The organism is Candidatus Chlamydia corallus, assembly GCF_002817655.1.
GTDB lineage: Bacteria > Chlamydiota > Chlamydiia > Chlamydiales > Chlamydiaceae > Chlamydia > Chlamydia corallus.
The window spans coordinates 202,167-228,811 of sequence record NZ_NWQK01000002.1; the positions used below are offsets into that span (position 1 = coordinate 202,167).

Sequence of the window (26,645 nt, forward strand, 5' to 3'; positions counted from 1 at the left end):
GTAATTCGTGGCAGTTTTAGATTCTTCTAGGTAGGTTATGTTATCTAGTATATATCCCTCAAGTGCTAGTTACTCAGCGAGATTTTCCAAGGACTACCCAGACCCCGTATAGAAATCTTAGAGATCTGGAATAGCTTTTAGAGGCAAATTCTAATAGGTTTCGTCCCTTTTTTCTTCTTAGATTCGCGTAAGTTGACATTTTTCATTTTGACAGCTAACCTATTTTAACAAGAACGGTCAGATTAAAATCCAATGTTAGGCTGTGATGAACCAATAAGGAAAGATGACTGAGTGGTCGAAAGTACGTCCCTGCTAAGGACGCGTACCCCTAAAGGGTACCGAGGGTTCGAATCCCTCTCTTTCCGAACACCTCTACCTTGACTAACGCAAGCTAGTTGTAGTTCGCTCCTTTTTTCTTCTTCTTTTTAAAGAAAGCCTAATATATGTCAATGTAGAGCTCAACAGCCCCAAGACAAGAACCCGTGTGAGCGAACTCTATGCTTGTTTGTAGATTTAGCATGCTCTATAATGGGGTCTAATTATAAGGTTCCTATAAAAGGATCGTACTAGTTAGCCAAAATTATGAGACAATTTTGCAACCTACTTTCTCTATCACGTTTGTGGCTAGCGCTATACTTCTGCCAAGAAAAATTGCATATCCGCTTACTTGCTATTGTTGGAGCTATGCTAAGCGATGTCTTGGATGGCTATCTTGCTCGTCGTTATAAAGCAACAAGTCGTTTAGGATCAATTCTAGACCCTATTACAGATAAAATCTTTGTCTTTGTCTGTATTACGGTGCTCTATATAGAAGGATCCTTGTCCATGGCTCACCTCTTTTTCATTTGTGCTCGAGACATCTTTCTTATTATCTTCGTCTGTTACCTTTCTTTAGTCAATGGATGGAAAGGCTACGATTACGGCTCTTTGTTTTGGGGAAAAATCTTCACAGTAGTTCAATTTATTATTTTATTAGGGGTGACAGCGGGAGGTTACATTCCCTGGACTGGGCTAGTTCCTTTAGTAGCTCTCGGTTTTCTCTATTTTCTTGAGAGAATCATGGATTATAAAAAACAGTTCCTACGCTAATTTTAATAAGAAAAAGTGTTGTCAGCAAAGATTGTAAGTTTGTCTAGTAACCGCTTGAACTTTACGACAGGTTTAAGTAAAATGGAGTCTCTTTTTATCATGATCGTTAATTTATGCCTTGCCGTTTGCTAAGTAACCAGTATTATAGGGACTACAAGCATGCGACGTCTCTTGGGTGTAAACCGAATGTCTATAAGTCTTTATGCGCCATAAAGTTGGGAAGGAGTTTATGCAGTCATCAGAAGTGAAACCCTTTTCAAGGCTGCGGGCATATCTTTGTCCTGTTTATAAATCAGAATTTTCTAAATTTATTCCTTTATTTCTACTAGCATTTTTTGTCGGCTTTAACTATTGCTTGCTGAAAAATATGAAAGACACCTTGGTAATTGTCGGTTCCGATGCTGGGGCAGAAGTTATCCCCTTCCTTAAGGTTTGGGGAATTGTCCCGGGAGCTGTTATTGTTACGATGGTTTATGGATGGTTAGGCAGTCGGTATCCCCGGGATACCGTTTTTTATTGCTTTATGGCCGCATTTCTTGGTTTTTTTTTCTTGTTTGCCTCAGTAATTTATCCTATGGGCGATGTTCTGCATCTGGATTCTCTTGCTGATAAATTACAAGAGCTCCTACCTCAGGGCCTTCGTGGTTTTGTTGTAATGGTCCGTTATTGGAGTTACAGTATCTATTACGTAATGTCAGAACTATGGAGTTCGGTCGTTCTTTCTATGTTATTCTGGGGATTAGCCAATCAAATTACTACAATCTCTGAGGCAGGCCGTTTTTACGCTCTTATCAACACAGGATTAAACTTCTCATCAATATGCGCGGGGGAGATTTCCTATTGGATGGGGAAACAAACATTTATTGCTTATTCCTTCGCATGTGATTCTTGGCACTCTGTAATGCTCAACCTGACGTTGCTGATCACCTGTTCTGGTTTGATTATGATCTGGCTATATAGGCGTATTCATCATTTGACCATTGCTACCTCGATCCCCCCGTCTAGACAGACCTCTATGGAAGAGAGTGTAGCTAGTGTTAGGGCGAAGAAAAAACCTAAAGCAAAAGCTAAAAACCTCTTTATACATCTCATTCAGTCTCGTTACCTACTAGGACTCGCTATTATTGTCTTATCCTATAACCTAGTTATCCATCTATTTGAAGTCGTTTGGAAGGATCAAGTCAGCCAAATTTATAGTTCCCATGTAGAATTCAATGGGTATATGAGCAGAATTACCACCCTAATTGGTGTCGTTTCTGTACTGGCAGCCATTCTTCTTACAGGGCAGTGCATCCGTAAATGGGGATGGACTGTCGGTGCTTTAATCACCCCGCTGGTAATGTTGTTCTCGGGGCTATTATTTTTCGGAACTATTTTTGCTGCAAAAAAAGATATCTCTATTTTCGGGGGTATCCTTGGAATGACTCCTCTTGCGTTAGCTGCGTGGACTGGGGGGATGCAAAATATCTTGTCTCGTGGGACCAAATTTACTTTCTTTGATCAAACCAAAGAAATGGCTTTTATTCCACTGTCTGCAGATGATAAAAACTATGGGAAAGCCGCTATTGATGGTGTCGTTTCCAGAATAGGAAAGTCAGGGGGATCTTTAATTTATCAGGGGCTGCTGGTTATCTTCTCTTCTGTTGCAGCAAGTTTGAATGTCATTGCCCTAGTTCTACTCATCATTATGGTCGTTTGGATTGCTGTGGTTGCTTATATCGGTAAAGAGTACTACTCTAAGGCCTCCCACGCTGCAGAAACCCTGGAAGAAGGACCTGCTGCTGTACCCTCCCCCTCAATAGTACGCGAAACTCATGAATCTGTCGAACAAGAAGAAGTAGCTGTTCTCTAGATTAGTAGAAAAACATTGTTTTATAATTGGTGAGAATGTGAAATTTACATTTTCATCTTTAAGCTTTTCTACTCATCCCTTATTTTATCTATTTTAGAATTCATTAAAATTTACAGGTCATTATGAAAACGTTGTGGCAATTCATATCCAAAGGTTTTTTGTCAATAGTAGGACTGTGTTGCGGAGTTGTTCTTGCTTTCGTCGTTATATTCGCACTCATTAATTCAGCCTTAGGAACAGGGGATGCTATTTTCGTTAGTCTGCCAGACGCTGAAGGAGAGATAAAAGATCTAGGGAAAACAGCTCCTGTTATTGCTGTTATTGAAATGAAAGATGTGATTGCTTCCTCAAAAAACACCGCAAAAACCGTTCAAAATATTTTAGAAGGATTTGAAAAAGCTCCCCTTAAAGAACGTGTGAAGGGTATTGTTATTGATATGGATTGCCCAGGAGGAGAGATTTTTGAGATCGATAGAATTTACTCCATGCTTCGCTTTTGGAAAGAACGTAAAGGATATCCCATTTATATTTATGTTAATGGTCTCTGTGCTTCAGGCGGTTATTATGTATCATGTGCTGCAAATAAAATTTATGCCACCTCCTCATCTCTTATTGGTTCTGTCGGAGTGCGTTCAGGGCCGTTCTTCAATGTAAAAGAAGGTTTAAATCGGTACGGAGTTGAGAGTGAGCTACTGACATCTGGAAAAGATAAGGCTCCAATGAACCCTTATACACCGTGGACTTCTCATGATAGAGAAGAACGACAAGCTACTCTTAATTTTCTTTACGGAGAATTTGTAGATATAGTTACACAAAACCGTCCTCTGATCACTAAAGAAAAGTTAGTACATACGCTTGGAGCACGTATTTTTTCACCAGAGAAAGCCAAACAAGAAGGATATATTGATGTTGTAGGCGCGACTAAAGAACAAGTGCTTCAAGATATCGTTGCTGTTTGCAAGATTGAAGATAACTATAGAGTTGTTGGCGCTGGTGGTGAGGGTTGGTGGAAACGGATGGCTATGGCTCTAGCTAGAAGCCCATTAGTTACAGGTAAGATTAAACATGAAGTTATGCCTTTATCCCACGATGCTGCATACAAACCTCCCTACTTAGCATTGTAAAGTGGTCTTAAGTAAAGGGAAAGCGCAATGAAAAAACTGTTCGTTTTAGATGCTTCGGGATTTATCTTTCGTGCATACTTTGGTTTGCCAGAAATGAAAAATCCTCAAGGAAAAGCAACACAAGCAGTTTTTGGATTTATTCGTTCTTTAAATAAGCTTATTAAAGAATTCTCCCCAGAACACATGGTAGCCGTTTTTGACGGGCCCAATAATAAACAAAGCCGTCAGGAGATCTATGCTGATTACAAAAGTAACCGGCAGAAAAAATTTGAAGATATCCCCTCACAAATTGCTTTAGTTAAAGAGTATTGCTCTTTAATAGGATTAGCTTATTTAGAAAAAGAATCGGTAGAGGCTGACGATGTCATTGCAAGTATTGCTAAGCAGGCGATTCAGGAGAATTATGAAGTTTGTGTATGCACCGCAGATAAAGATTTGTTACAGCTTGTCGATGATCATGTTGTAGCATGGAATCCTTGGACAGATCAAGGGATTATAGGGATTCAAGAGGTGGTAGACCGTTATGGAATTCCTCCTAGGAACATTCCAGATTATCTCGCATTAGTTGGAGACTCTTCTGATAACATTCCTGGCCTTCCAGGTTGTGGGCCTAAAAAAGCCACAGCGCTTCTTAAACAATTTGGAAGTGTTGAAGGACTTTTAGAAAATTTAGAAGAGGTTAAAGGATTAAGTCAAACAATGCTGAGTGAACGGCGAGACACTTTAGAGCTTAGTAAAAAGCTAGCTCTCTTAGATTATAGTATCCCGATTCCTTTGCCAATACAGTCACTAACTTTCCCACAACATCTCTCTGATGAAGAAAAACTCATACACTTTTATATACAACAAGGATTTAAAACTCTTGTGCCGTCCAAGCAAACAAAAGTGTCTACAGTTGATGTACAGATACTCGAAGATGTCGAGAGCGTAACAAATGTTTTAAAGCTTCTGCAAGAGGGTAGCATTGCCTTTGCTGCAGCTTATACAGGAAACTATCTTCCTTCTTTGGAACTTGCGGGTTTGGCTTTAACTCAAGGTTCAGGGGTGTTTTTTATTCGCCTAGGGAAGGAATCCCCAGAGATCATTACTCTTTTAAAAGAATTTTTTTTAAGAAAGGATCTTGCTTTCTATGGTTATAATATAAAACGAGATTGCCACGCTCTTCTAAATGCAGGCATTGTGATTCGAGAAATTTCTTGTGATCTAGCTTTAGCTGAGCATTTGACAAACGGAGGAGGAAGGACTTCCTTTCAATCTCTTTTAGTAAACCATGGATTTACAGAAAACGCCCATCGGTTTGCTAAGGAATGGGGAAATTTGGGACTGCCTATAGGTCGTTTACCAGAACAACCTGAGCAATATTTTGGCGAGCTTGTTGCCCACCTCCCTACATTAAAAGAGTCTATTTTAGAAGGAATAAACCGCAAGAATTTAGGTCATATCTTAAGTGATATTGAAATGCCTTTGGAGAAGGTTCTCTTTTCTATGGAAAGAGCAGGAATGCCTTTAGATGTTGAGGAGCTAGCAATTTTAGAAGGCATCCTCGAAACAGAGTTAGCGACACTTACAGAAGAGATCTATGATCTTTCTGGAAAGCCATTTAATATAAAATCACCAAAACAGTTATCAGATATTTTATATAATGAATTAGGTCTTCGTCCTATAGATAAGGCAAAATCCACAAGGGCAGAGGTACTAGAGGCTTTACGTAGTGAGCATGAAGTTATTGAAAAAATTTTAGCTTTCCGAACTATTGAAAAATTATTATCCACATATGTAAAGGCATTACCGAGACAAGTAGATCCCAATACACAAAGAATACACCCCTCTTTTGATCAGACAGGAACTGTCACAGGAAGATTGGCGTGTCGAGATCCTAATTTGCAAAATATTCCTATAAGATCGGAACGAGGAATGTTACTTAGGAAGGCTTTTCGTTTGGCTGAGAAAAATAGTTATTTTTTATCTGCCGATTATTCTCAAATTGAGTTAAGATTTTTAGCGCATTTAAGCCAAGATGAATCGTTAAAATTTGCTTTTGAGTCAGGAGAAGATATTCATGCCTTTACCGCATCACAAGTGTTTCATGTGCCTTTAGAACAGGTTTTGAAACAGCAACGAATGCAGGCAAAGACAGTAAATTTTGGTATCGTTTATGGACAACAGGCTTTTGGTTTGGCAAAAGTTTTAAAAATTTCTGTTGGCGAAGCTCAAGAGTTGATTCAAGCATATTTCTCTCGTTATCCCGCAGTTGCTCGTTTTGTTGAAGAAACTATAGAACAAGCAGCTAAAGATTTAAAGGTGACTACAATGTTAGGTCGAGAGAGAATTATCGATAGTTGGAATGAATTTCCTGGCTCAAGAGCTGCTTCAGGGCGTTTTGCTGTAAATACTCGTATTCAAGGAAGTGCCGCTGAATTGATAAAACTTGCAATGCTAGATATTTCAAAAGCAATACAACAAAAGCAAATGAAGAGCCGTATGCTATTACAAATACATGATGAACTGTTGTTCGAGGTTCCTCAAGAAGAAATAGAAGAGATGCAGATGCTAGTGAGAGAGAAGATGGAATCAGCCATGACCTTATCTGTTCCTATAGCTGTGAATATCTTAATTGGAAAAAATTGGGCAGAATGTTAAAATTATTAAAAGTTTCCATTACAGGGGATCTCTCTTCTGGAAAGACCGAAGCTTGCCAGGTTTTCCGGGAATTGGGAGCCTATGTAGTTAGTGCTGATGAAATTTCGCATAGTTTTCTTATTCCTCATACGCGCGTAGGTCGTCGTGTTATAGATCTTTTAGGACCAGATGTTGTGGTTGGTGGGGCGTTTGATGCGCAAGCCATAGCAGCCAAAGTTTTTTGCAACTCTGTTCTATTGCAAGGTCTGGAAGCCATTCTACATCCAGAAGTTTGTCGAATTATTGAGGAACAGTATCATCAAGGTATTCAAGATGAGAAGCATCCGTTGTTTGTCGCAGAAGTGCCTTTATTATACGAGATACACTATGCAGCGTGGTTTGATTCAGTGATTCTTATTATGGCAAACGAAGATATTCGACGTGAACGGTTCATTAAAAAAACTGGCCGCTCCTCTGAAGACTTTTATCAAAGGTGCTCGCGTTTTCTAAGTGTCGAAGAAAAATTAGCACAAGCAGATGTTGTTATTGAAAACAACGGTACTAAAGAAGAATTACATCAAAAAATTGAAGAATATTTTTACGCTTTAAAGGGAGCATTATGAAAGAAGAGCGTTCTTCAGAAATCTTGCCTAAGGTGAAAGAAACGAAAAAACATGTATATGTTTCTATGCACGAGAAATCTTGTATAGGAGAGTGTGCTGTAGTTGCCAGTGAGTCTGAAGAGGCCGAGTCTGTCACAGTTACAAAGATTGCTAAACTGCAACGAATGGGAATAGAAGAGCTTAATATATTGGCTCGCCAATACGGTGTGAAAAATATAGGATCTCTAACTAAGTCTCAAGTAGTGTTTGAGATTGTCAAAGCTAAGTCAGAACGACCAGATGAATTGCTTATAGGTGAAGGCGTCTTAGAAGTTCTTCCAGATGGATTTGGCTTTCTGAGATCCCCAACATATAATTATTTACCTTCTGCTGAAGACATTTATGTTTCTCCAGCTCAAATTCGTAGATTTGATCTGAAAAAAGGTGACACGATTATTGGTACGATCCGTTCGCCTAAGGAGAAGGAAAAGTACTTCGCTCTATTAAAAGTAGATAAGATCGACGGATCTACTCCAGATAAAGCTAAAGAGCGTGTACTTTTTGAAAACTTAACCCCACTGTATCCTAATGAGAGAATCGTTATGGAGATGGGGAAAGATCATTTCGCTGAGAGAGTCTTAGATCTTACTGCTCCAATTGGAAAAGGACAGCGGGGCTTAATTGTAGCGCCACCAAGATCTGGGAAAACTGTTATTCTCCAAAGTATAGCACACGCTATTGCTGTAAATAATCCTGATATCGTTCTTATTGTCTTGTTAATTGACGAAAGGCCTGAAGAAGTTACCGATATGATTCGTCAAGTGCGTGGAGAAGTTGTTGCTTCGACATTTGATGAGCAACCAGAAAGGCATATTCAAGTGGCTGAAATGGTTATAGAGAAAGCTCGTCGTTTAGTGGAACACGGAAACGATGTGGTGATTTTACTCGATTCTATAACACGATTAGCTCGTGCGTATAATACAGTCCAGCCGCATTCTGGAAAAATTCTTACTGGGGGTGTCGATGCGAGTGCATTGCATAAACCCAAACGTTTCTTCGGTGCTGCGAGAAATATTGAAGGTGGAGGATCGCTAACCATTCTCGCAACCGCTTTGATTGATACTGGATCCAGAATGGACGAAGTAATCTTTGAAGAATTCAAAGGCACTGGAAATATGGAGTTAGTCTTAGATCGACGTCTCTCAGATCGAAGAACATATCCAGCTATCGATTTAATTAAGAGCGGAACTAGAAAAGAGGAACTCCTTTATCATCCTAGCGAATTAGAAAGAGTATACCTTTTCCGTCAAGCTATAGCAGATCTTACTGCCATAGACGCTATGCACCTCCTGCTAGGAAGGTTGAAGAAAACCAATAGTAACGCAGAGTTTCTGTTGTCACTCAAAGAATAATCTTGTTTAGTCTCTTATGCTTTTAGGTAGGACGTCACTTACTCTCTGGACTAGATGGTATTGGCGTACCTCCTATGAGTACTTCTGGGAAAATGATTAAAGGTATCTCTCTATATATAGATTTATAATTACAAGGGACTGCTTTATAAAGTAATTCTTGAGTATAGTGGTAATCTAGATTCAAATTATCGATATACAAAGGGTCTGTAGCCTCGCTATAAGTTCCCACAAACCGAGTTCCTTGAAATGTTGCAAGAACTAAGGGAGGCTCAACATATAAGGGAAAGCCTTTGGGAAGAGGAATACCGAGAAATAGGCGTATCAGCATGTTTCCCTTTATAGGTGAGCTTTTTGTATTTTGTCAAAAAATGGTCGGAGACACTAGAACATGGTAAATTACGAAGATGCAAAATTATGTGCTAATGCTGTAGCAATTCTATACCAGATCGGAGCGATAAAATTCGGAAAACACATTTTGGCCAGTGGGGAAGAAACTCTTATTTATGTAGATATGCGCCTTGTGATCTCCTCTCCAGAAGTTCTTCAGACAGTCGCGACTCTCATTTGGCGCCTACGTCCTTCATTCAATAGTAGTTTACTTTGCGGAGTTCCCTATACCGCTTTAACCTTAGCAACCTGCATCTCTCTAAAATATAATATTCCCATGGTATTGCGAAGGAAAGAACTGCAGAATGCCGATAATCCTGACACTATTAAAGTAGAAGGTTTATTTACTCCAGGACAAACATGCTTGGTGATTAATGATATTGTCGCCTCAGGAAAATCTATAATAGAGACTGCAACGGCTCTAGAAGAAAATGGCCTTGTAATTCGTGAAGCATTGGTATTTTTAGATCGTAGAGAAAAAGAGTGTCAACCGCTTGGTCCACAGGGAATAAAAGTAAGTTCGGTATTTACTATACCTACTTTGATAAAGGCTTTGATCACTTACGGTAAGTTAAGTAGTGGTGATTTGGCTTTGGCAAACAAAATTTCGGAAAATCTAGGAATTGAAATCTAATTTCTAGAACTTATTTATTAAAAAGAATTTAATTATTTCTATAAAATTTATTTGTTTTGTTGTGTTGGCCTTTTTATTTGTTTCTAATTTAAAATTAAATTAGAACAGGCGAATACAAATGATAGAAAATGATTTTCAGGGGGCTACCTCAAATTTTGAGAGCTCTCATTTTTATCGAGATAAGGTTGGAGTAATTATTTTATGTGGAGGTGAGGGCAAAAGGCTATCTCCTCTAACTAACTGCCGCTGCAAGCCTACCGTATCTTTTGGAGGACGGTATAAGCTTATTGATATTCCAATATCTCATGCAATTCGTGCAGGTTTTTCGAAAATTTTTGTTATAGGTCAGTACCTTACCTATACTTTACAACAGCATTTATTTAAGACATATTTTTACCATGGAGTTTTGCAGGATCAGATACATCTTCTTGCTCCTGAAGGACGTCAGGGTGACCAGGTGTGGTATCAGGGTACAGCAGATGCTATTCGAAAAAACCTACTTTATTTTGAAGATACAGAAATCGAATACTTCTTAATTTTATCGGGAGACCAGCTCTACAATATGGACTTTAGGTCCATTGTAGATACGGCAATAAGAACCAATGTAGACATGGTTCTTGTTGCCCAGCCTATCCCAGAAAAAGATGCGCATAGGATGGGAGTTCTGCAGATCAATTCTCAAGGAAAGCTCGTTGATTTCTATGAAAAGCCTCAAGAAAAGGAAGTTTTAAATCGTTTTCGGCTCTCTTCTGAACACCGCCGCATCCACAAATTAACCGAAGATTCAGGAGACTTTCTTGGGTCCATGGGCATCTACTTATTCCGAAGAGAAGGTCTATTTTCTTTACTTACAGAAGAACAAGGAAACGATTTTGGGAAGGATCTTATTAAAACTCAGATGAAACGGGGACAAGTACAAGCTCTGCTTTATAATGGCTATTGGACAGATATTGGAACCATAGATTCCTATTATGAAGCAAATATAGCGTTAACTCAAAAGCCTCACAAAGCCAAAAGAGGTCTCAATTGTTATGATGATAAAGGAATGATCTATAGTAAAAATCATCATCTTCCTGGAGCTATTATTACTGATTCTATGATCTCAAGTTCTTTATTGTGTGAGGGTTGTGTTATTGATACGAGTCGTGTATCTCAGAGTGTCTTAGGGATTCGTAGTAAGATTGGAGAGAACTCTGTAGTGGAGCAATCTATAATTATGGGCAATGCTCGGTATGGATCTTCATCGATACCCTCTTTAGGAATTGGTAAAGACTGCGAGATTCATAAAGCGATCATAGATGAAAATTGTCGTATTGGAAATGGCGTCAAACTACAAAATCTCATGGGCTATACGGAATATGATTCTCCTGACAAAAAACTATTTGTGAGAGACAATATTATTATTGTTCCCAAGGGCACACACATTCCTGATAACTATATCTTCTAAATCAAAGTAAAATGCTCAAGCTGAGCAAGGGTTCTCCAAAGAAACGAACTTCAGAGACGTTTGCTTTTTATGGTTGGAGTTTCTACATTAGTGACAATAATCGCGTTTTCACATTGGCTTCCCTCAAATGCATATTTATGGTTTGGCAGATTTACACCTTGCCTTAGGAGTCCCTAAAAAAACTATGGAAGTTTTTGGAGAACCCTGGATAGGATACCATCAGAAAATTCGTTCTCGATGGGAAGCTATTGTCAATCCAGAAGATATCGTTCTCCTGCCAGGGGATATTTCTTGGGCTATGAATCTCTCAGAGGCTCATAAAGATTTTGCCTTTATCGGCGATCTCCCTGGGACTAAATATATGATTCGTGGGAATCATGATTACTGGAGCTCCGCTTCAAGAAGTAAAATTGTACAAGCACTCCCCCCCTCTCTATACTATTTGACCCAGGGCTTTACCCTGCTGAAACCGCACCTCGCTATTGTAGGAGTGAGACTGTGGGATAGTCCTACAATATGTGTGAAGAGTGAGTGTCTACTTGTTCCTCCTGTTCAAGAAAAACTTTATACAGAGCAGGATGAAAAAATCTTTCTTCGAGAGTTCGGCCGTTTAAAGAGAGCTATTGCTGCCCTCCCTAAAGAAGTGACAGAGGTGATTGTGATGACGCATTATCCCCCGATCAGCAGTGATGGTACTTCAGGACCTGTTTCGGAATTATTGGAAACCGATGGAAGAGTCTCTTTATGCCTATTTGGCCATCTTCATAAAGTGCGACGTCCTATAGATGGGTTTGGTAACATCCGAGGGATTCAGTACTTATTAGTGGCTGCCGATTACGTGGACTTTATTCCGCAAGAGGTGCTTTGAGAATTTTAGCAGGTAAATACAAGGGGAAATCCCTAAAAACATTTTCTAATTCTAATATCCGACCCACTTCAGGTTTAGTGAAAGAATCTTTTTTTAACATCTGTGGGGCAGATATCGAAGGAGCTGCTTTTCTAGATCTTTTTTCTGGAATGGGGTCTGTGGGTTTTGAAGCCCTAAGTCGTGGAGCCGCTTATGTTGTTTTCGTAGACATCTCACCAAAAGCGGTACACTTAATACACGCAAATAGTGCTTTACTCGGGGAAGAACTTCCTATCATGATCTTTAGGCAAGATGCTAGATTGGCAATTCAAAGACTTATGAAACAAAAGAGATCCTTTGATCTGATTTATATAGATCCCCCTTATGATTTTCGTAATGATTATGTAGAAACTCTTTTACAGAATATTGTTTTGGGAAAAATTCTTAATTCTCAAGGGACTATATTTTTAGAAAATGCCTCAAATCAAGAGATTCTTTGTGAAAGTTTGATCCTAAGACGAAGAAGAAAACTTGGGAAAACCTATCTATCTGAGTATCTTTTGAAAAGCGACTCTCAAGAATCAGTAAGTATCGAGTAACTTGTCTTTTTATCAGAAAGTATTGATTTTCAGATTCATAATTTTTTTATAAATTTCTATTTTTTTAGATATTTATATTAATAAGCCTTTTTTAAAATTAGGATTTATAGCGCGCTGGATAAAAATTTCTTATCTAGAATATGATGCAAAAAGAGGCAGAAAAGAGAGGCACAGCTAAACGTGAAGATAAAATTTTCTTGGAAGATAAATTTCTTAATATGTTTACTGGCTGCAGGTCTAATTTTTTTCGGATGTTCTCGAGCAAAGAGAGAAGTTCTTGTAGGTCGTGATGCTACCTGGTTTCCAAAACAATTTGGCATTTATACATCAGATATCAATGCATTTTTAAATGATCTTGTTTCCGAAATTAACTATAAGGAGAATCTGAATATCAATATTGTAAATCAAGATTGGGTACATCTCTTTGAGAATTTAGATGATCAAAAGACCCGAGGAGCATTTACATCTGTACTCCCTACTCTTGAAATGCTCGAACACTACCAATTTTCAGACCCTATTTTGCTCACAGGTCCTGTCCTTGTCGTTGCTCAAGATTCTCCTTACCAATCTATAGAGGATCTTAAGGGGCGTCTTATTGGGGCCTATAAATTTGACTCTTCAGTTCTTGTCGCTCAAAATATTCCCGAGGCTGTGATTAGCCTGTACCAGCATGTTCCAATAGCATTGGAAGGTTTAACGTCTAGTTGTTACGATGCCCTTCTAGCTCCTGTGATTGAAGTGACTGCATTAATAGAGACTGCGTACAAAGGAAGACTAAAAATTATCTCAGAACCCTTAAATGCAGACGGTCTACGGCTTGTGGTACTAAAAGGGAGAAATGGGGAGTTGCTTGAAGCGTTTAACGCAGGACTTGTGAAAACACGACGTTCAGGAAAATACAATGCTATAAAACATCAATACCGTCTTCCTTAAAAGCTTATAAAACATAATTTTTCTTTTTCCCCGTTTTTATTAACCCTTGGGCAGCTACTGTAGGATTGTCCTTCATGATACCTGCAAGAGCAGAGACCCAAAGAGGGGAGCCATAAATCGTAGGGATTCGTAATGCCTGATATCCTCGGGAGCGTAGCAGAGGCAGGTAGTCTTTTTCTATTTCATATAGAGTTTCCAAGTGGTCTGAAACGAAGCCAAAAGGCACAACAATGACATTAGGCTTATCTGTCTGTATGTTTTTACATAGTTGCGCAGTTGATGGAGAGAGCCATTTCCCAGGACCAAATTTAGATTGGAAGCAAAGAAAATTCTCAGCTTCTTTGAAGTTAGCAGTAATTGCTGAAAATGATTCATAACATTGCTTACTATAAGGATCTCCCTGAGAGATATAGCGTACAGGGAGTCCGTGTACAGAAAATAAGAAGCAACACTCTTTTTCTAAGATTCTTGATTTTTGAAGGCAATCCTGAATATGAGAGGTGATGACAGAAACAAATTTGGGATCGCTACCAAATTGCGGAATCCAGGAAATAGGTGTTTCTGGCAAATGTTTCATAAAGAAACGCACAATGCTTCCAGTAACAGAATAGGTGAAATGAGGGAATAAAGGTATCCCTGTAATGGAGCGCGTGTTTAAAGAACGTAGAGCATCGAGGGTATTTTTATGAGTGCTAGGTAGATAGCGGTGAAACGGAATTACAGGAGTTCGGCAGATTTCAGAGAGTCTTTTAGCAAGGATTTCGGTGTCAGAATAAATAGGAGACCAGTCTTCCAGTGATTCATACTGAGGAAGAACCTTGGATATTCGTTTTTTAGCAATAAAAGTAAACAGATTTCTATGTAGTAATTTGGGGAGAAAAGTTCCTGTGACATCTCTATCAGTAAGTAACGAAATAAGAAACTCTTGAAGGTCTTCAGCATGACGAGGCCCTCCAAAATTAGCTAGTAGGTACGCAGGAGAAGTCATGGCTATAGCTTTTTTACTGGAAATAGGGAGATGGAACATTGCATTAAAACAATTAATCTCATAATTTTCCATTAGAATTAACAAAGAAGGACTCAGAATTCATGAAACCTTTAGGTTTTCAGGCCAGTTTAGAAGCTTTATGTAACAAAACAAGCCATTCTTTACGTAAGTACTTAATTAAGCAGACCGTTTTTGTTTTCAGTGCCTGTCTTTTCATGACTCTTGAGCTTAGCTTTTTTCTATATTTCTTTTTATTCTCAGGAAAAACAGTCATTCCAGCATTCTGTCTTGCTTGTTTCTTTCTTACGCTCTTTATTTGCCTTGTCACACGGCTCTATCTTCTTTCAGGGAAGCTAGATTTTTTTGAGGATCTATCTTCAAAGTATCTGGAAGCGGCTCTTCCTCTGAATAAACGAGCGCAAAACATTGTCGAAGAACAATCTCATTTAGCTGCAGCTGCTACTAAGTTATCCATAAATCTTCAAAATCAAGAATACTCTCTTCTTGCTGATATATTCAAATTCTTGCCAAATCATAGTGTCATTAGGAAATTTAGCTGTTTTTGTTTTTGGAAAGATTACTTTCTTTTTCGTGAATGTTTACTCCAGAAAGCTATCGAGGCTTATATCAAAGTTGTTCAAGCCGTCCCTGTAGACCTTAGTGCACATGTCTCTTTAGCAGATGCCTACGTAGCTCTTTCTGGTCTTTACGCAGATCCAAGAAAATATCCAGAGTTTGATGCCAATTATTGGATTCCCTCAGGTAGGTATAGCGATGAAATTCAAGAAAAATTTTTTGCAACAGCGCGAAGAGCGATTGAAGAATTTCAAATTTTAAATGAATATGCTCCAGGTAATGCTTGGGTACACGCACAACTAGCTTATAGTTATCATGACTTGCAAATGCCTATGGAAGAGATCCAGGAGTATGAAATTGTCCTCAAACTAAAACCCAATGATATAGAAACTATGTCTAAATTAGGAATTCTTTATTTTCAACAGGGTATGAATGCTAAAGGTCTAAGAATTTATGAGGAGATAAAAAAAAGAGATTATAAAAAATCACAAAAACTTATTAAATTTTACGGTGTTGAATATAAATACTAATTTTTTAGAGATTTTCTACAATACATCCTCAGGATATCATTAATTGAATGAATGAAATAACATTTAGTTATCCTCTTTTGAGCCAAGAGAGTCTATGGAACAGACTCAGGGTTTCTTGGCGGGCGGATTTTTCTGTACGTTCTCGTTATGAAATTGCTAGTGCTATAGCAATTTTAGGCTTACTGGTCGCCCTCTGTGCTTCTGCTGCGGTAAGTATTATATTTACCGCTAACCCTCTTGCACAGGTATTTATAGATGGGTGTTTGGCTTTAGGCCTTTTACCTATCCCCTTGGCTATAAGATTGCTAGTCTTGGGAATTGTAATTTTACTCTATGGTATTTACTTGTTTCCTCAACAACGCGAGCAATAACACTATGCATAGGTTAATATACTTATCTGTAGATTATTTTTCTTTTTTACATGATACAAGGAACCATGATCGCAGCCTTTATTTTGTTCTAGGTTACTGATTTTAAATAAGGAGGATGAAAATGAAAAAAATCATGTTAGCCCTTCTTTTAGCTCTTACGCTTTCTTCTGGAGGCTCAGCTTTTGGGTGCGAGCCTCGGCTTTGTGGAGCTCCCCAAGACGAAACTCACGACCATTCTGATGATGATTCAAAAGAGGGAACAGGCTCCGAGGAGGAGTCTGAAGATGATTGTGGTGAATGCGACTGCCATTGGTTATAGGATTGCCAGTTTTGGGAATTATAGTTTTACTCTATGATATTTACTTGTTTCCTCAACAACATGAGTAATAACACTATACATTGGTTAATATAGTTTTTATTTGCAGATTATTTTTCTTTTTTTATATAGTGCTTGGAAACCTTTACGGCAGCCTTTGTTTTGTCCTAGGTTACTGATTATTTGGCCAATCTCGGTTTGAGCTGTCGTATTTTAAATAAGGAGAATAAAAATGAAAAAATTAATGTTAGCCCTTCTTTTAGCTCTTGTGCTTCCTTCTGCGGGCTCAGCTTTTGGGTGCGAGCCTCAGCTTTGTGGAGCTCCCCAAGACGAAACCCACGAGAATTCTGGTGATGAGTCAAAAGACGGGTCAGAAGAAGAGAATTCAGATTCCCCAGAGTCTCCAGATCGTGACCATGCTGAATAACTTCAGTTTCAAAAAGACAAGCAAGAGTTTTTCAACTCTTGCTTGTCTTTTTTTTTCTACAACGAGCTGAGCTATGATTTCCATGCTCAAAGTACTCGGATATTAAAATTTTGGAGATTGTTTTGACTTTATGTAACGACGAATAATTTCTAAAAAAATCTTTGTTACTTGTCTCCCCTTCTGAAATTTCTTGACCCATTCATAGTCCAAAGCATAACATAGTTACATGAAGATTAAAAAATCTTTTCAATACGGTTTGTGTCAAGCAAAGAGACTTCAAAACATGCTGCTGAACTATTTAGGTTGTTTGCAGCTAGATAATTTACAATTCAAACAGGATCGATTGGCATACGAGGAGCTTGTCATATTGCTATCTAAATATCACCTAAAAATGTTTTCCCCCCTGCAGAAGGAAGAAATACGTTCTCTTGATTGTGCTAAGCAACACCTACTGTACAAGATTTCAAGAGATTTTAATACCACACAAAATCTAAGGTCCCTCGGGTTAAATGGCTCGGGAGAGATCCCTATGAGCCCTTGCCTCTAAAAGTGGAGGGGGTGGTCACATGTATAGAAGATGTGTGCTAGACAAAATTTTAAAAGGGATTGTTGCTGGTTCTTTAATTTTGTTGTATTGGTCCTCAGACCTACTTGAAAGAGACATCAAGTCAATAAAAGGTAACGTCAGAGATATTCAAGAAGATATTCGTGAAATCTCACGCGTAGTTAAACAACAGCAGATATCACAGGTCATGCCTGCGGTGCCTGGCTCTATAACTCCTCCTAACCTCGTCCGAGACGAGGCTTTTGCTTTGTTGTCTGGAGATCCTGATTATCCTAATTTACTTTCGCCAGACCCCTATAAACAGAAGACTCTCCCTGAACTGCTAGGAACAAATTTTCATCCTCATGGAATTCTGCGTACCGCCCATGTTGGGAAACCTGAAAATTTGAGTCCTTTTAACGGCTTTGATTATGTGATGGGTTTTTATGATCTTTGCATCCCTAGTTTAGCCTCTCCCCACGTAGGAAAATATGAAGCATTTTCTCCAGATCTTGCTGTCAAAATAGAAGAACATCTTGTTGAAGATGGCTCTGGGGATAAGGAGTTTCACATCTATCTCCGTCCTAATATTTTTTGGCGTCCTATAGAGCCTAAGGTCTTTCCAAAGCACGTTCAGCTAGATGAAGTATTCCTACGTCCTCATCCTGTGACAGCTCATGATATTAAGTTTTTCTACGACGTTGTTATGAATCCTTATGTAGCAACAATGCGAGCAGTAGCTTTGCGCTCTTATTATGAAGATATTGTTTCCGTCTCAGTAGAAAACGACTTAAAATTAGTAATCAGATGGAAAGCACACACGATAATCAATGAAGAAGGAAAGGAAGAGCGTAAAGTCCTCTATTCTGCATTCTCTAATACCCTGAGCTTGCAGCCTCTCCCTAGATTTGTATATCAGTATTTTGCTAACGGTGAAAAAATTATTGAAGATGAGAATAACAGCGATGCCTACCGGACAAATTCCATTTGGGCGCAAAATTTCACTATGCATTGGGCGAACAACTATATTGTAAGTTGTGGAGCCTACTACTTTGCAGGTATGGATGATGAGAAGATAGTTTTTTCTAGAAATCCTGATTTCTATGATCCTCTTGCAGCTCTCCTTGAAAAGCGTTACGTTTATTTTAAAGAAAGCTCAGACTCTTTATTTCAAGATTTTAAGACAGGAAAAATAGATATTTCCTACCTTCCCCCAAACCAAAGGGATAACTTCTATAGTTTTATGAAAAGCCCTGCGTACAACAAGCAAGTGGCTAAAGGGGGGGCAATTCGTGAAACGATCTCATCAGATCGAGCCTATACTTACATAGGATGGAATTGCTACTCGTTATTTTTCCAAAGCCGACAGGTGCGCTGCGCTATGAATATGGCTATCGATAGAGAGAGGATTATCGAACAATGCTTGGATGGCCAAGGCTACACGATTAGCGGACCTTTTGCTTCTAACTCTCCTTCTTATAATAAGCAAATCGAAGGATGGCATTATTCTCCAGAAGAAGCAGCTCGTCTATTGGAAGAAGAGGGTTGGATAGATACCGATGGCGATGGAATCCGAGAAAAAGTTATCGACGGTGTGATTGTCCCGTTCCGTTTCCGTTTGTGCTATTATGTGAAGAGTGTAACAGCTCGAACCATTGCTGATTACGTAGCTACTGCGTGTAAGGAAATCGGGATAGAGTGTAGCCTTCTAGGTCTGGATATGGCCGATCTTTCACAAGCTTTTGATGAGAAGAATTTCGATGCCCTTTTAATGGGGTGGTGTTTAGGAATTCCTCCTGAGGATCCTAGGGCTTTATGGCATTCTGAAGGGGCTATGGAAAAAGGTTCGGCGAATACCGTAGGTTTTCACAATGAAGAAGCTGATAAAATTATAGATAAACTAAGCTATGAATACGATCCCAAAGAACGTAATCGGCTTTACCATCGTTTTCATGAAATTATTCATGAAGAAGCTCCCTATGCTTTCTTATTCTCACGACACTGTTCCTTGCTTTATAAGGATTATGTGAGAAATATTTTCGTACCTATACATAGAACAGATTTAATTCCTGAGGCTCAGGATGAGACTGTCAACCTAACTATGGTATGGCTCGAGAAGAAGGAGGATCAGTGCTTAAGTACATCCTAAAACGTTTAGTTTTAATCCCGCTCACTTTATTTGCTATTGTCTCTATCAATTTTGTAATTTTAAACGCAGCTCCTGGGGATGTTTTGGAAGAAAAGTCTATGGACTCTTTGGGGGAGGCTGGGAAATCCGATAAGATGCGCTCTTATAAGGGTCCTGACCGTTATTTGCAATTTCGAGAACACTATGGGCTCACACTACCTATTTTCCTTAACACTCGCCCTAAGATTACTCATAAGAAGATTCAGGCAGGACTCCAAGAACTTGCACATGCGAGTAATAAAACTGCAGGAGTGAAAAATGGTTCCAAGTCCTGGGTATATTGGGGGGATTGTGCCAAGTTTATCATGCCTGCATTGCTATTTGAAGCTGATGATACCTCCCACGATCTTAAGTATCGCCATATTGCTGCAGACTTATTTATTCGTGGTGGAGTACTCCAAGGCATAGTCGGCCCTAATCTTAGCCCTGAGCAAAGAGTCCGAAATAAAGAGATCGCAGAGAGCAATGCTTTTTTAGTAAGACAGCTCAACGAAGAAGATATCAATACTAAAGTTGAAATGTTAAAAGGATGGTTTCAAGATCACGGAGGAACAGAAGTTTTTTGCTATAGCTCTAAGCAGTTCTGGAAGATTTTTTTTTGTGAGACCCGCTTTTCTCGCTACATGTCACGAGTTTTACGATTAGATTTTGGAACTTTACGAAATGATTCACATAAGACTGTAATTTCAGAAGTCACCAAGCGTTTACGTTGTTCTTTAGTACTATCAATCTTACCTATGATTGTTGGCTTTGTTTTATGCCAACTATTCGGTATGGTAATGGCATTGAAAAGAAACCACTGGATAGACCACTCCCTGAATTTTATTTTTCTTATTCTATTCTCAATTCCTGTATTTGTTGCAGTTCCCTGGATTCTAGATAACTTTGTTATTAATAAAACGATTCCATTTACCTCAATTCCGATGCCCTACTCAGGTTTGTGTTCGCCTCCAGAGGTGTTGAATGAGCTCAGTACTTTAGGGCGTCTCTTTGACTTCTTGTCGCACGGGTTTTTACCTTTCTGTGCAGTTAGCTACGGAGCTCTTGCTGCGCAATCACGATTAAGTCGAGCGATATTTTTAGAAGTATTAAGCCAGGATTTCATTTGTGCGGCTAAAGCTCGAGGGGTGCGCTGGCTGGATATTCTATATAAGCATGTAGGGAAAAACGCTGCAGTGTCTATAGTGACCTCTCTAGCATCTTCATTAGGAACGTTACTTGGAGGGGCTTTGGTTGTGGAAACCTTATTTGATATAGATGGATTTGGAAACTTCTTCTATCAGGCAATTTTAAATCGTGATCACAATGTAGTTTTGTTTTCTGTGCTTGTAGGATCAGCACTATCTTTGGTGGGATATTTGCTGGGAGATATTTGCTACGTACTATTAGATCCACGGGTTCAGCTAGAGGGAAGGAGGATATAAATGCAGAAGCATCCTTCTTTTTATCAACGTTTTTTAGCTGCTTATCATAAGAATTTACTAGCCTCTCTATCATGGAAATTTTTTATTGCGGTTTCCGTGATTGGAATTTACGCTCCTTTATTTGCAAGTAGTAAACCCCTACTTGTCACTTGGCATGGAGAGGCCTTTTTTCCTTTGCTGAGGTACTTGTTTTTCCCAGGATACTACACTAAGCCAGTGGACCTCTTTTTCAACGTTCTGATGGTAATTTTTCCCTTTTTTGTACTTTCTTTTAAGTTGACAAGGGGATGGTTACGCCGTTGGTTGGTGGGGGTGTGTGTCATTTCTCAATGTATTATCTTTTTTTGGGCTTATAGTGGGAAAGTCCAAGATCCAGCATCAGCGGAACATTTAAAAAAAATGCGAGCTGAAAAGGTTCGAGAGAACATGAGTAAGGTACACTCTGAGATGCTAATGCTCGTGCCTAAAGACACACGTACTTGGGAGATGGAACGGCGCTATATGAGTACGTATGAGCAGTTAGGGATTCTCATTAAGGCAAAGTATCGGAAGAAACAAGACGCTTCTTTACAGAAGTACCAGATAGCTTTTGAAGACAAAAGACGATCTCCGATGCCAACATTGCGTCACCTTGAAATGAAAAATGAGAGAATCTGCCTTCAAAGATTACAGCAAAGAGTAGACAAGATGCAGCGTCCCTATGAGACAGCAAAGCAAGCTTGGAATCGCGCTACTGACAACTACCGGCCGTTTCTGATGGCATTGACAAGAATAGAGCATGAATTAAACCTAGCCGATTATAACAATTGGGGACAGCCCGAAGACCTTTGTATTGCTTATGCTGATGTACAGAAACGGGCAGAGCCCTATAAAAATTCTTTGTTAGAGACCCGACACATACTTGAGGGTTATGCAAAGCTGCGCAGTGCTATAAACTTTATTCAAGATAAGCGTGTGTGGATAGAGAAAGAATCCGAAGATCTTCGCATTTTGATCCACCCTTTCTTTAGTAGTTTTCATTGGGAAGATGACGCTGGGGGATCTCGGGAAATGAACAAGTATGTTCCCTGGTGGCAACTTACCAGAGTGACTCGGAAAGATCTGTTTGCATCCTTGGTATTTGGCATTCGCATAGCTTTGGTAGTCGCAGGTATTGGGATTGCTATAGCCCTAGCTATTGGGATTACCATAGGGTTAGTTTCGGGATATTTTGGTGGAACCGTGGATATGATCCTATCTCGGTTTACTGAAATTTGGGAGACCATGCCTGTGCTTTTTATCTTGATGTTGGTAATTTCCATAACACAAAAGAAATCTTTAATATTGAATACGGTCTTGCTGGGATGTTTTGGTTGGACAGGATTTAGTAGGTATATCCGAATTGAAGTGTTAAAACAACGAGACCGCGGATATGTTCTTGCGGCCACAAACTTAGGGTATAGTCACTATTATATTATGGTGCATCAGATTCTTCCCAATGCTGTTGTCCCTGTCATTTCTTTAGTTCCCTTTGCCATGATGGCTATGATTAGCTGTGAAGCAGGTCTGACCTTTTTAGGTTTGGGAGAGGAGAGCTCCGCTTCTTGGGGAAATCTTATGAGAGAAGGTGTTACAGGGTTCCCTGCAGAGAGCGCTGTTCTTTGGCCTCCAGCACTCATATTAACGATGTTGCTGATTGCGATAGCTCTGATAGGAGATGGAGTCCGTGATGCTTTAGATCCCCGTCTGCAAGACTCTTGAGTAGCTATTCATACGAGAGGATAGTAGCTTTTCTCGAATTTCAACAGTATCTCATGAATTGCAGGTCCTAGGATGTAATTACGTTCGCCATTGCTTCCTATGACGCGGTGACAAGGGAAGAAAAGCAGAAGAGGATTTTGCTTGCACGCAGCTCCTACAGTCCTGGGATGTGTATCGGTTTTTTTTGCGATCTCAGCGTAGGTTTGCTGTTCCCCAAAGGGAATCTTTCCAATGCAGTTTAGGATTTTCAGATATTGTGGGGGGATAAGGTTTTTAGCGAAATGCGAGGAAAAGGGAGGATGTTCCCCCTGGGCATACCGCGAACACCATAAAACAATTTCTTGCATGGCTTTGTGTGCTGCTGGCCCTAAAAAAAGACAGGAGAAAACAGGAGCTACTGAAAGATTGATTTTTACAACAAAATTCTTATCAAAGTGAACTATAACCTGAAGCGGAGGGTATTTGGCAATGAGCAAACCCTCAGAACATGCTTGGGATAGCGAGTCCTTCATAAGTTTAGGAATGAGGGTATCATCAGCCATTAAAGTAAACTATCCTGCAGCATTCAGCCGTTCGAATTTGGCTTTAGATACGGATCTCCCACGATAATACCATTCATGCTTCTGGATTCCCCCAGCATAGATTTTACGTTCGCCGTGCAGAGAATCATTACGCCAAGAAACTTCTTCAGCGACAATTTCCTGTTCATTGTAACGTAGCTCTAAACCTTCTTTTGACCCCTTAACATAAGAAATCTCAGATGTCTTACAGCCATTTTTAAACACTATGGTGGTTCCATCTTGAAAACCGTAACGCCACTCCTCAATGGTGTTAGGGATTCCCCCCTGGAGGTAGGTGAACCGCAAACCATGAGGCTGCCCGTTTTGATAGTGAGTAATCGTTTCGGGATCTCGATTGGGGTAGAAGGTCGTGTATTTCACCATAACGCCTTCATTGAAGGTTTCTTCAGAAAGAAGGATATTATTGGAAGAGAAAACAGAACGGACTCCTTCCCCATTCTGGATTGACGATGAGTATTTCCCATTAAATGAAGTATAACTTCCTTCGATAACACGCCCTTGATATGTCGTTTCTATGAAGTAAGGTTTTGTGATTGTATCACTGTCGTTGTTGTCTGGCCATCGTGTGAGCACAAAGGTTCCGTCTTCGTTGAACAGCTCTTCTTGACAGGGGAGCCCGTTGACAAAAAAGGTTTTGCGAGAAACGAGTCTACCTTGGTCGTAGATTTGAACAAGATCTAGTGCTGTGGTATGAGGAAACGTTAGGGTAATTTCCCCATGAAGGAGCCCTCCAGAATACACTTCATGAAGGGTAGCTCCATTTTTGAGTACTTTGGTGATCGTGCCGTCGGAGCCACGCTTTATCCATTCTTGACCCGAAACAATGATACCATAATTATTTCGAAATGTTTCCTTCATAATAGAAGGATCCTGTCGTCGTGGTGATGCGTAAGCAGAACACGACATTGCAAATACGCAAACACAGAAAAGTAGTTGTTTCATGAATTGATAGTCCCTTTAGTCTCAGTTAGCAATTCGTTAAGTAAAGCTACCAAACGACAGTATTCTTCTTCAATGTCTTGGTTAGATAATGTTCGCTCGTAATCTTGAAATACGAGGCGTAGAGAGACATTTTTGTGTCGTGTTTCCAAGCTTTTATCTTGATATATACTGATAATGGTTACACTTTCAAGGCATTTAGAGCCTTTTTCTAGAAGTTTTTTTCTTAGTAGATCAGCAGGCATATCTTCGGGTGCTGTCAGGGTAATATCACGAAAAGATGAAGGGTAAATAGCATAGGGTTTATAAAGCTTCGTTGTCTTTTTTAACACTTTGCATAGAAGATCTACGTTTAGTTCTGCAAAGAACACAGGATATTTAATCTGTGCCTTTTTCGCTAACTCAGGATGTACCCTACCTAAAGTAGCAAAAAGCTGTTTGTGTATTTTCAGAATTCCCTGTTGGTAGGGGTGAAAATCAGATAGCGAGCTGCACTCTAAGGTAAACGTATCTAGGGAAAGATGGTGGTGGTAAAGGAGCTTTTCTATCCAGCCCTTTAAAGAGTAAAAAGATAGAGGTGGTGGTTTAGGAAGCCAGGATCTTGAATCGCCATCTTCAGTTAAGAGGATTCCTAAAGTTTGCGTTTCTTGATATTGTGCTCCATTTTTTGCATAGAGGGTGCCAATCTCAAAAGCTTGGACAAAGGGAGCTTGGCGATTTAGGTTTGTAGCAGCACTTTTTAATAATCCTGGAAGCAATGAGGATCGTAGCACGGTTGCATGTTTAGAGCCTTGAAGCGAGATTTCTTCTCTTTCTGTTCTTGTTAAAGAAGCTGTTTCAGGATCTAATAAGTCAGGAGTGAAGAATTCTTGAAGTCCTGCGTTTGCTAAGAATCGAGCAGTTTCACGTTTTATTGTGTATATCGGGCTATAGCAGGCTATAGGATTTTTATGTTCTATCTTCCAAAATTCTGTCCTGCAAATCTCTTCTACTAGGTCTATTTCCTCATGAATGTCATGGCGGTATGAAGGTACCTTCACAACTACAGCGTTTTCTTTTGGAGTGGAGGAGAATCCTAGGCTATTCAACTTGTGAGAGATGGTCTCTATTGTGAAGGACTCTTTTAGAATTCTTTGTAAAGTTTTAGGGCGTAAAGCAACTTCTTTTAGCTCACGACAAATCTCTCCAGAACTATAGATAGAAGAGATTTTAGCTTCTGGGAAGATCTCTAAAATATAGTGAATCGCAGCTTGTAGTGCTGGCAAAACATTTTGTGGATCTACACCCCGGGTGAATCTATAGGCGGATTCCGATTGAATAGGAAGGAGTTTTTGCGAGGCACGGATAGCTGCAGAGAGAAAATACGCAGCTTCGAGGACTATCGTGGTTGTAGTTTCTTGGAATGAGGATGCTTTCCCTCCCATAACACCTCCGAGACCTAAGAGAGAAGTATCATCACGGACTACAGTGATTCCTGAGGGCAAAAGGACGGTTTCTCCGTTCAATAGGACTAGAGATTCGGGGGTTGAGAGTTTTTCTGCTCGTAGAGAGTTGAGAGCGATTTGACTGGCATCGTAAGCGTGCAGAGGTTGTCCTAGAGAAAGCATGATGTAATTTGTAACATCTACAATCGCATTTATAGGTTTTTGTTTAAGAGCTTGTAGGGATTCCTGAAGTTTCATTGGTGAGGGTTGGGCCGAAACTCCAGAAATGACTACATAGGAAAACAAAGGACAAACATCAGGATCACTACCCATTTCTATCGTTGTGGTTGGGAGATCTTCAAAAGAAAATTCGTTGGGAATGACAAGGTTGGCCTGAGTGACATGGCAGATTTCTCGGGCAAATCCTAGCAGAGAAGCACAGTGACCTAAATTTGGTGTTAGAGAGAGGTCTAAAGAAGTATTGCCTAACCATGTCGCAAGATCTTCACCTAAAGGAGTAGTTTCTGGGAGTTCTAAAAGAGCTCTCTCGTACATGTGTAGTTCATCGAGGCCTAATTCGTCTGCTCCGCAGCACATCCCTTGAGATTCTACACCACGAAGTTTAGATTTTTTGATTGTGTAGGCTTTCCCTTCGCTATCAAATAATTGCGCCCCAGGTAGAGCAAGGGCTACAGTTATCCCTGCGTTGCAGTTGGGGGCTCCGCAAACAACTTGGTACTCTTTTCTCCCATCGGTAAGAGTGGCTACACGGAGGTTATCTGCATTGGGGTGGGGAATGGCATCTAAAATTTTTGCCGTGACCACAGAGCTGAATCGGTGGGGGGTTGTTTTTAGGATATCGGCTTCTATGCCAATATGATCACAGGCTTCTAAAATTTCCTTTGTAGAAAGAGGTTCTGAAAAGTATGTTTGCAGTAAAGTTAAGGGAATCCGCATGGATGATAAACGCAAGGCTGTTTTTACGAGGGATTTTACGATGACCTGTGTATAGTGGCAAGTGTTTTCATCCGAGAGAATGGACTGAGTTTTAG

At 39.7% G+C, this 26,645-nt stretch carries 22 protein-coding genes, 1 tRNA gene and 2 pseudogenes; 20 read left to right on the top strand and 5 right to left on the bottom strand.

Features of this window, described 5'->3' with window-relative positions; all coding sequences use genetic code 11:
- The first annotated feature begins 277 nt into the window (after nucleotides 1–277).
- The 7 genes from CMV32_RS03365 to rho all read left to right on the top strand — a co-directional run bounded on the left by CMV32_RS03365 (nucleotide 278) and on the right by rho (nucleotide 8,698).
- Nucleotides 278–365, top strand: a tRNA-Ser gene (locus tag CMV32_RS03365).
- Nucleotides 366–582: 217 nt separating this feature from the next.
- Entirely contained in the window at nucleotides 583–1,089 is a 507-nt protein-coding gene (locus tag CMV32_RS03370; protein ID WP_100934521.1) for a CDP-alcohol phosphatidyltransferase family protein, read from the top strand.
- A 229-nt stretch (nucleotides 1,090–1,318) separates the two neighbouring features.
- Entirely contained in the window at nucleotides 1,319–2,941 is a 1,623-nt protein-coding gene (gene npt2 / locus CMV32_RS03375) for an NTP/H+ exchange transporter Npt2 (protein WP_100934522.1), read from the top strand.
- Nucleotides 2,942–3,063: 122 nt separating this feature from the next.
- Complete coding sequence (locus CMV32_RS03380) at nucleotides 3,064–4,065, top strand: S49 family peptidase (RefSeq protein ID WP_100934523.1); 1,002 nt, start codon at nucleotides 3,064–3,066, stop codon at nucleotides 4,063–4,065.
- A gap of 27 nt (nucleotides 4,066–4,092) precedes the next feature.
- Nucleotides 4,093–6,705, top strand: a complete 2,613-nt coding sequence (polA, locus tag CMV32_RS03385) for a DNA polymerase I (protein WP_100934524.1) — start codon at nucleotides 4,093–4,095, stop codon at nucleotides 6,703–6,705.
- The gene (coaE, locus tag CMV32_RS03390; RefSeq protein ID WP_100934525.1) at nucleotides 6,699–7,307 is read left to right on the top strand and encodes a dephospho-CoA kinase; all 609 of its coding nucleotides are present in this window, start codon (nucleotides 6,699–6,701) and stop codon (nucleotides 7,305–7,307) included. The genes polA and coaE overlap by 7 nt, the downstream gene beginning before the upstream one ends.
- A 164-nt stretch (nucleotides 7,308–7,471) precedes the next feature.
- Nucleotides 7,472–8,698, top strand: a complete 1,227-nt coding sequence (gene rho / locus CMV32_RS03395) for a transcription termination factor Rho (RefSeq protein ID WP_420807401.1) — start codon at nucleotides 7,472–7,474, stop codon at nucleotides 8,696–8,698.
- A gap of 34 nt (nucleotides 8,699–8,732) precedes the next feature.
- Here rho and CMV32_RS03400 read toward each other — a convergent pair whose 3' ends face one another.
- Nucleotides 8,733–9,026, bottom strand: coding sequence for a hypothetical protein (locus CMV32_RS03400; RefSeq protein WP_100934527.1), 294 nt, complete (start codon nucleotides 9,024–9,026; stop codon nucleotides 8,733–8,735).
- A 60-nt stretch (nucleotides 9,027–9,086) separates the two neighbouring features.
- On the opposite strand from CMV32_RS03400, the gene CMV32_RS03405 reads away from it, so the two are divergent.
- From CMV32_RS03405 to CMV32_RS03425, 5 genes are all read left to right on the top strand, one after another.
- Entirely contained in the window at nucleotides 9,087–9,719 is a 633-nt protein-coding gene (locus CMV32_RS03405; protein ID WP_100934528.1) for an orotate phosphoribosyltransferase, read from the top strand.
- Between the two features lie 118 nt (nucleotides 9,720–9,837).
- The gene (glgC, locus tag CMV32_RS03410; RefSeq protein ID WP_100934529.1) at nucleotides 9,838–11,166 is read left to right on the top strand and encodes a glucose-1-phosphate adenylyltransferase; all 1,329 of its coding nucleotides are present in this window, start codon (nucleotides 9,838–9,840) and stop codon (nucleotides 11,164–11,166) included.
- A gap of 127 nt (nucleotides 11,167–11,293) precedes the next feature.
- Entirely contained in the window at nucleotides 11,294–12,034 is a 741-nt protein-coding gene (locus tag CMV32_RS03415) for a metallophosphoesterase (protein ID WP_100934530.1), read from the top strand.
- Nucleotides 12,031–12,612 (top strand): 16S rRNA (guanine(966)-N(2))-methyltransferase RsmD, encoded by a 582-nt coding sequence (gene rsmD, locus CMV32_RS03420; RefSeq protein ID WP_100934531.1) that lies wholly within the window; start codon nucleotides 12,031–12,033, stop codon nucleotides 12,610–12,612. The genes CMV32_RS03415 and rsmD overlap by 4 nt, the downstream gene beginning before the upstream one ends.
- A 186-nt stretch (nucleotides 12,613–12,798) precedes the next feature.
- Nucleotides 12,799–13,545 (top strand): transporter substrate-binding domain-containing protein, encoded by a 747-nt coding sequence (locus CMV32_RS03425; protein WP_420807402.1) that lies wholly within the window; start codon nucleotides 12,799–12,801, stop codon nucleotides 13,543–13,545.
- Nucleotides 13,546–13,549: 4 nt separating this feature from the next.
- Here CMV32_RS03425 and hemH read toward each other — a convergent pair whose 3' ends face one another.
- Nucleotides 13,550–14,533, bottom strand: coding sequence for a ferrochelatase (hemH, locus tag CMV32_RS03430; RefSeq protein ID WP_100934665.1), 984 nt, complete (start codon nucleotides 14,531–14,533; stop codon nucleotides 13,550–13,552).
- Nucleotides 14,534–14,634: 101 nt separating this feature from the next.
- Between hemH and CMV32_RS03435 the strand changes: the two genes are divergently transcribed.
- The 8 genes and pseudogenes from CMV32_RS03435 (at nucleotide 14,635) to CMV32_RS03470 (ending at nucleotide 22,649) form a co-directional block, all read left to right on the top strand.
- Nucleotides 14,635–15,639, top strand: coding sequence for a tetratricopeptide repeat protein (locus CMV32_RS03435; RefSeq protein ID WP_100934533.1), 1,005 nt, complete (start codon nucleotides 14,635–14,637; stop codon nucleotides 15,637–15,639).
- Between the two features lie 47 nt (nucleotides 15,640–15,686).
- Nucleotides 15,687–16,010 (top strand): hypothetical protein, encoded by a 324-nt coding sequence (locus tag CMV32_RS03440; RefSeq protein WP_100934534.1) that lies wholly within the window; start codon nucleotides 15,687–15,689, stop codon nucleotides 16,008–16,010.
- Nucleotides 16,011–16,131: 121 nt separating this feature from the next.
- Entirely contained in the window at nucleotides 16,132–16,329 is a 198-nt protein-coding gene (locus tag CMV32_RS03445; RefSeq protein WP_100934535.1) for a hypothetical protein, read from the top strand.
- A 229-nt stretch (nucleotides 16,330–16,558) separates the two neighbouring features.
- Nucleotides 16,559–16,753: a hypothetical protein gene (locus tag CMV32_RS03450; RefSeq protein ID WP_100934536.1), complete on the top strand. Its 195-nt coding sequence runs from the start codon at nucleotides 16,559–16,561 to the stop codon at nucleotides 16,751–16,753.
- A 581-nt stretch (nucleotides 16,754–17,334) separates the two neighbouring features.
- Nucleotides 17,335–17,434 (top strand): annotated as a pseudogene (locus CMV32_RS05730) (hypothetical protein); the annotation flags it as partial.
- Nucleotides 17,435–17,574: 140 nt separating this feature from the next.
- Nucleotides 17,575–19,446, top strand: a pseudogene (locus tag CMV32_RS03460) (ABC transporter substrate-binding protein); the annotation flags it as partial.
- The gene (locus CMV32_RS03465) at nucleotides 19,428–20,909 is read left to right on the top strand and encodes an ABC transporter permease (RefSeq protein WP_100934666.1); all 1,482 of its coding nucleotides are present in this window, start codon (nucleotides 19,428–19,430) and stop codon (nucleotides 20,907–20,909) included. The pseudogene CMV32_RS03460 and the gene CMV32_RS03465, both read left to right, overlap by 19 nt.
- A complete protein-coding gene (locus CMV32_RS03470; RefSeq protein WP_100934539.1) occupies nucleotides 20,910–22,649 on the top strand; it encodes an ABC transporter permease in 1,740 nt (579 codons plus the stop codon). It begins immediately after the preceding gene.
- 8 nt (nucleotides 22,650–22,657) lie between these two features.
- On the opposite strand, the gene CMV32_RS03475 is transcribed toward CMV32_RS03470, so the two are convergent.
- From CMV32_RS03475 to pheT, 3 genes are read right to left on the bottom strand one after another with little or no spacing between them, the layout of a single operon-like run.
- A complete protein-coding gene (locus tag CMV32_RS03475; protein WP_100934540.1) occupies nucleotides 22,658–23,191 on the bottom strand; it encodes a methylated-DNA--[protein]-cysteine S-methyltransferase in 534 nt (177 codons plus the stop codon).
- 9 nt (nucleotides 23,192–23,200) lie between these two features.
- The gene (locus CMV32_RS03480; RefSeq protein ID WP_100934541.1) at nucleotides 23,201–24,172 is read right to left on the bottom strand and encodes a toxin-antitoxin system YwqK family antitoxin; all 972 of its coding nucleotides are present in this window, start codon (nucleotides 24,170–24,172) and stop codon (nucleotides 23,201–23,203) included.
- Complete coding sequence (gene pheT / locus CMV32_RS03485; protein WP_100934667.1) at nucleotides 24,169–26,550, bottom strand: phenylalanine--tRNA ligase subunit beta; 2,382 nt, start codon at nucleotides 26,548–26,550, stop codon at nucleotides 24,169–24,171. The genes CMV32_RS03480 and pheT overlap by 4 nt, the downstream gene beginning before the upstream one ends.
- Nucleotides 26,551–26,645 lie beyond the last annotated feature (95 nt).